The organism is Pseudomonas sp. 05T35, assembly GCF_056396605.1.
In genome coordinates this window covers 1-5,277 of the sequence record NZ_JBFTLU010000327.1, presented here as the reverse complement: position 1 = coordinate 5,277, position 5,277 = coordinate 1, and the positions used below count along the sequence as shown (strand labels likewise).

The following is a 5,277-nucleotide window of genomic DNA, read 5'->3' as shown; positions in this document are numbered from 1 at the left end:
AGTCAACTCAATGCCCGAAATGAGTGGGCAAGCTAGACGCTTGCAGGCACGTTAAGCCTGATAGACGCCTGAAATCTTCAAACAGCCACTAGTTAAGTCAAAAAACCGTGCACAGTCAAATTTATGGCGCACTACGGTCGGATTAACTGAGCATTAACCGAACAGATGGTAAACCTTTGCCGCGTTCTGTGCTTGATGGATCTGCGACATCTCATCGAATATTGCCTGACGCTCTCCCGTCGCCGCCTCCAGCAACTGTCGATAGACCCCCAGCAACTCCTCGAGATTATCGCGCAACGCCACCTCATCCAGCGAAGCCTCACTCAAAACGTCTTCCATGCAGGAACGGCAATCCAGGTCCAATTGACCGATAGCTTCCCAGTTACGCTCGGCCAATGCATCGACCAGGGCTTCACGGGTTTGTTCGATACGCTGCAGTACAAGACTCATGGTGATCTCCTTAAAACTGCGGACCTGGCGCTGCGATGGCATCCCAGCCTTCCTTGACCGTCCCCAGCAAACTGGCGACTTCGTCGAGGATCTTCGGATCGCTCTTGATATTGGCCTCCGCCAGACGCTTCATCATGTAGACGTAGAGATTATCCAGCTCGCCTACTTCATCCGCCTTGTTCTCAAGGTCCAGACCTTCACGCAGGCCGCCAATGATGCCGATGGCCTTGCTGATGAATACACCTTTGCCCGGAATATCCTTTCGCTCCATGGCGCCTTTGGCCTGAGCAATACGATCCAGCCCACCCTCCATCAACATCTGCACCAAGCGGTGCGGACTGGCTTCGGAGGTTTGCGCCTGTGCTCCAATTTTCTGATATTGCCGAAGGGCTAACATCGGATTCATGCTCTACCTCATCACAACTCAAGGGCTCGTATAACCAATGTATCGTCTACGAGTCAAAAAACTTTAAATTCAAAAGGCAAAAACCCGGCGCGTTAAAAACGCAGCCGGGTTTTTGGCGCTGGCTAAAGATTAGCCGCCGGACTTCTGTGCGTTCAAGGAGGTGAAGAACGAGGTGATACTGGTCGACGTCGCCTTCATCTGCCCGACCAACAGGTCCATGGCGTTGTACTTGGCCGTCAGCGTTGCGGTCAGTGTGGTAACGCGCAAGTCCAGCGCCGTCTGCTGATTGGCCAGATCGCTTTTCTGCTTGTTCAGGCTGGTAGTGCGCTGATCAAGAATGCCACCGGTCTGCAAGTAAGGCTTGATCGCCGCACCCATCCGGGCCAGCAGGCCATTGGTGCTGTTGGTGCCGGTGAACAGCGTCTGAACCTGACTACTCAAGCCCTGGGTAGTCATCGCAGCGGTGAACTTGGTTGAGTCAAAGTTCAGCGTACCGAGCTTCTGATCGGTCGTGATACCCAATTGCGACAACACCGCCAATTGCCCCCCCGGCCCAGGCGTCACCAGCTGACCGCGAATATCGGCAATTATTGAACGAGGCACCGAGTCACCGGTCAGCGCGGCAGCGACGGTCAGTTTGCCATTGGCATCGGCCGAGGCCTGGGTCAGAGAGGTCACCGTCTTCACCAGTGTGTTATAGGCGTCGACAAACGACTGTATCGACGTCTGCAAACCGCTGGTGTTGGTCGCCACAGTTACCGTCGAGGTACCTGGCGCAACCAGCGTCATGCTCAAGCCGCCCACGGCCTGACTGACGGTGTTGGTTTTGCTGGTCACTGTCAGGCCATCAATTGTCAGGCTCGCATCAGTTGCCAGCGCACCGATCGTACCGGAACTGGAAGCAGAAGGGTTCGCACCCATCACCTGGGTGCCGTCGATTGCCAGACCGGCAATACCGCTGACGGTCAGATCCGAGCCTGCACCCGTTGTGGTCGACCCGATCACCAGACGCGAACCGTTGCTGTCAGTGACGATGTTGGCCGTGATGCCTTTGGCTGTCAGCGTGGTGTTAATCGCATCACGAGTAGACTGCAGCGTCGCACCGGACGGGATAGCGACGTTATAGGCAGTGCCATTTTGACTGATTTGCAAAGTACCAGTCGGAATGGCACTGGTAGCACCGCCTGCAAATGAAGCACTGGCAACTTTGGAACCGGTAGCCAGGTTGTTGACTTTAATATTGTAAGTACCGTTGACGGCGGTGTTATCAGAAGTCACGGTCAAGGTCGCCGGCGTCGACGAGGTAGCCGCAAACCCGCCAAACGCAGGGCTTGTCGAGCTATTGAGCTTGTCCATGGCGGCCTGATAAGCGGCCAAAGCACTTTTGAGCGAACCCACACCGGAAATTTTCGAGGTATTGAGCGAGGTTTGAGTGGTGATCTGAGTCTGCTTGGCCGACTTGTCGCTGTTGACCAAGGCCGTAACGATCGAACCGATATCCAGGCCGGAACCCAGACCTGTACCCGGTAAAATTGGACTTGCCATGTGCTTCTCCCTTTCTGTCTGTCGCCAGTCTTTTGACCACTCACGCCGTCAAATGAACGTGCAACCACTATTCATGCCAGTTGTCAGGCTTTTGCGTCGAACAGTACGTTGCTCGCCGAATTCAAACTGTCCGCCAGCTTCAATGCTTCTTCGGAAGGGATTTGTCGCACCACTTCACCCGACTCAGTGGCAATCACCTTCACAACCACCCTGCCGGAAGCCTCATCGATAGAGAACTCCAGGTTGCGCTTGATTGACTGTACGAACTTCTCGATCTCTTGCACGGCCAGTTTCAGCTTCTGCGCGTCCGCGTCCTTACTTCCAGCCACAGMCTGAACACTGTCACTGCTGCTACGAGGTGCTGCAGCCGCTTTATCGACCGTCGTACTTGCCGGCTGAGCAGTCGGGTAAGACAAGTTCAGCTTCACGCTCATGTCCATATCCATCACCTCTAAACGTAAAAAGCGAGAGAGCGTGACCAGCACACTCCCCCGCTAAAACTCATTCCGAAATTACTGAAGCAGCTTCAGTACAGCGGAAGGCAGTTGGTTGGCTTGAGCCAGAACCGAGGTGGAAGCTTGCTGCAGGGTTTGCTGCTTGGTCAGCTGAGCAGTTTCTGCTGCGAAGTCGGTGTCTTGTACGCGACCCAGTGCAGCGGTGGCGTTTTCGTTGACGTTCTGCAGGTTGGAGATGGTGCTGGTCAGACGGTTCTGTGCAGCACCGAGGTTTGCACGAACAGCACCAACGGAGGCGATTGCAGCGTCGATTGCGGTGATCGCGCCGTCGATGGCGGAACCAGCAGCAGCGCTGGTAGCACCGGTCAGAACAGTAGTACCACTACCTACCGACAGGCTGACGGCGTCGAACTTGGTGCTCAGGGTCAGGGTGATCTGGTTGGCAGTACCGGTGTTGGAGCCCACTTGCAGGGTCATGCTGCCAGCGGAACCGTCCAGCAGGTTTTTGCCGTTCAGGTTAGTAGCCTGGGAAATACGAGTCAGCTCGTCGGACATCTGAGTGAATTCCGCGTTGGTCGCGGCCTGGTCAGCTGTGCCGTTGGTGCCGTTACGTGCCTGGACAGCCAGTTCACGCATACGTTGCAGAATGTTGGTGGTCTCTTGCAGAGCGCCTTCAGCAGTCTGAGCCATCGAGATGCCGTCGTTGGCGTTTTTGATAGCTACGGTCTGACCGCGGATCTGGCTGCTCATACGGGTAGCGATCTGCAGGCCGGCAGCGTCGTCTTTGGCGCTGTTGATTTTCAGGCCGGAAGACAGACGAGTCATGGAGGTCTGCAGAGCGTTAGCGGCATTGTTCAGGTTCTTCTGAACAGACAGAGAAGCGACGTTAGTGTTTACGCCTAAAGACATGGTGAATTCCTCGTTGGTTGGGTACTGCGGCTTCCGGCCCTGGCAACCGCCGGGTGTGGCCTAGAGAACCTTCGTAGTAGTTATCGTCGCGATTGCAGGTTGCTTGAGGGCTTTTTTAAAAATAATTGCCATCACACTGCCATCCCCTCGGAAACAAAGGCTTGCACGAGACCCACGAGAGAAAAATGACGTCAGGGAAATGCCGGCGACAGAGGAGCGAGGAGATCGCCTGGCCGGCAAAAACGGTTCAGAGGTGAGCGTGACTCGCCTCCAGCAAGTCGATCAATTCATACTCCATGGTGTCGGCCAGCCCCAACCAGTCCTGCGCTTCCTGGGAAGCCAGCATCGACATGAGCAATTGCGCCCATTGCAACTGGATATCTTCAGGGGCCTGACTCAAGAGGCCTTGCACCTTGTCGAACACATCGACCATGGTCAGCGCGGCCTCGACATCACGTCCCAGACGAAACAACCCGGCGCACTGCCGGCAATCGATAATGCATTGTGCAAGCCCGCTCATTGCACGAACTCCTGGTTGAACGTCGTTCCCACGATCATCGCCCCTGCCCGGCTGCTGTTAAAAAATCGCACCTGCGGATGTCCGGCGATGTAGCGCTCCAGCTCACACAGATAACTGCGAAAGTTCAACTGCGTCCTGACCCGCACTCCATGCCCATCAAGCACCCAGTGTTTGGCCTGGTTCACTCCTGGCCCCAGATCGCCATCGCTCCAGCCGGCATGGGTTTTGTTCATCGGGAACGCAAAGTCGGCACCGAACAGGGTAATCCGGTCGGCCCCCATCTTCACCGCCAGATCCACGGCAGGATGAATCACGCTGCCACCGACATACAGTTCAGCCTTGCTGATTTCCTGGCGTATAGCGGCATAGACCGGGCTGGCGGAATAGCCGACGTAACGCGTACCCTGCCAGGCCTTCAACACCTGCGGGTCGCTCATTGGCAGGTAGATCAAGGGGATGTTGCCGGTGTCCTCGGGCGGCAAGTGCCTGAAGCTGATGCGTCGGTCGATACTGACCACCAGATCCGGTCGGATGCCATGCTCGCGCAATGGGCGGTACGCCGTATCGACACTGATGAACAACGGCCGCTGATCACGCTCGCGTATCGCCCGGAGCTGATCGAAATGCAGCTCGAGACTTGGCCCTGTGCCAATCACATAGACTTCCCGACCTGCACAGGTACCGAACAACTCGGCCACATCGCGATCACGGCTGACGAGCTCACGACTATCTTCCAGCCGCTCAATGATCGCTGGAGACTGCGGATCGAACTCACGATTATTGAAGGCAAGGTGCACTTCGCTGATCAGCCGATCCCGAATCTTGGCATTGAAATCATCTGCCAGCAGCATCTCGGACGGTAATGCAAAAAACGGCAGGTGGATGTCCGACAAGTCGCCGGCATAGATCAACTCGACCCGAGGATCACTCAGCCACTGCCGCTGATCGAGCAACTGCAGCGTCAACGAGAAAATCGCGCCATTGAGGATATG

At 55.9% G+C, this 5,277-nt stretch carries 7 protein-coding genes; all 7 read right to left on the bottom strand.

Features of this window, described 5'->3' with window-relative positions; all coding sequences use genetic code 11:
- Positions 1–153 precede the first annotated feature (153 nt).
- Positions 154–450, bottom strand: a complete 297-nt coding sequence (gene fliT, locus AC1DH9_RS21725; RefSeq protein ID WP_427529928.1) for a flagellar protein FliT — start codon at positions 448–450, stop codon at positions 154–156.
- 10 nt (positions 451–460) lie between these two features.
- Positions 461–856 (bottom strand): flagellar export chaperone FliS, encoded by a 396-nt coding sequence (gene fliS / locus AC1DH9_RS21720; RefSeq protein ID WP_427529926.1) that lies wholly within the window; start codon positions 854–856, stop codon positions 461–463.
- A gap of 129 nt (positions 857–985) precedes the next feature.
- Positions 986–2,401 carry a flagellar filament capping protein FliD gene (fliD, locus tag AC1DH9_RS21715; RefSeq protein WP_427539084.1) on the bottom strand — a complete coding sequence of 472 codons (1,416 nt, stop codon included), beginning with the start codon at positions 2,399–2,401 and terminating at the stop codon, positions 986–988.
- 83 nt (positions 2,402–2,484) lie between these two features.
- Complete coding sequence (locus AC1DH9_RS21710; protein WP_477808762.1) at positions 2,485–2,841, bottom strand: flagellar protein FlaG; 357 nt, start codon at positions 2,839–2,841, stop codon at positions 2,485–2,487.
- 72 nt (positions 2,842–2,913) lie between these two features.
- Positions 2,914–3,765: a flagellin domain-containing protein gene (locus tag AC1DH9_RS21705; protein WP_123583989.1), complete on the bottom strand. Its 852-nt coding sequence runs from the start codon at positions 3,763–3,765 to the stop codon at positions 2,914–2,916.
- A gap of 247 nt (positions 3,766–4,012) precedes the next feature.
- Positions 4,013–4,285, bottom strand: a complete 273-nt coding sequence (locus tag AC1DH9_RS21700; protein WP_427529922.1) for a hypothetical protein — start codon at positions 4,283–4,285, stop codon at positions 4,013–4,015.
- Positions 4,282–5,277 (bottom strand): motility associated factor glycosyltransferase family protein (locus AC1DH9_RS21695; RefSeq protein WP_477808761.1); only part of this gene is annotated, 996 nt, incomplete at its 5' end. The genes AC1DH9_RS21695 and AC1DH9_RS21700, both read right to left, overlap by 4 nt.

Excerpts from the sequence above, each read along its gene's own strand:
- fliD (WP_427539084.1), bottom strand. The coding sequence starts at position 2,401 with ATGGCAAGTCCAATTTTACCGGGTACAGGTCTGGGTTCCGGCCTGGAT.
- fliT (WP_427529928.1), bottom strand. The coding sequence starts at position 450 with ATGAGTCTTGTACTGCAGCGTATCGAACAAACCCGTGAAGCCCTGGTC.
- AC1DH9_RS21705 (WP_123583989.1), bottom strand. The coding sequence starts at position 3,765 with ATGTCTTTAGGCGTAAACACTAACGTCGCTTCTCTGTCTGTTCAGAAG.
- AC1DH9_RS21700 (WP_427529922.1), bottom strand. The coding sequence starts at position 4,285 with ATGAGCGGGCTTGCACAATGCATTATCGATTGCCGGCAGTGCGCCGGG.
- fliS (WP_427529926.1), bottom strand. The coding sequence starts at position 856 with ATGAATCCGATGTTAGCCCTTCGGCAATATCAGAAAATTGGAGCACAG.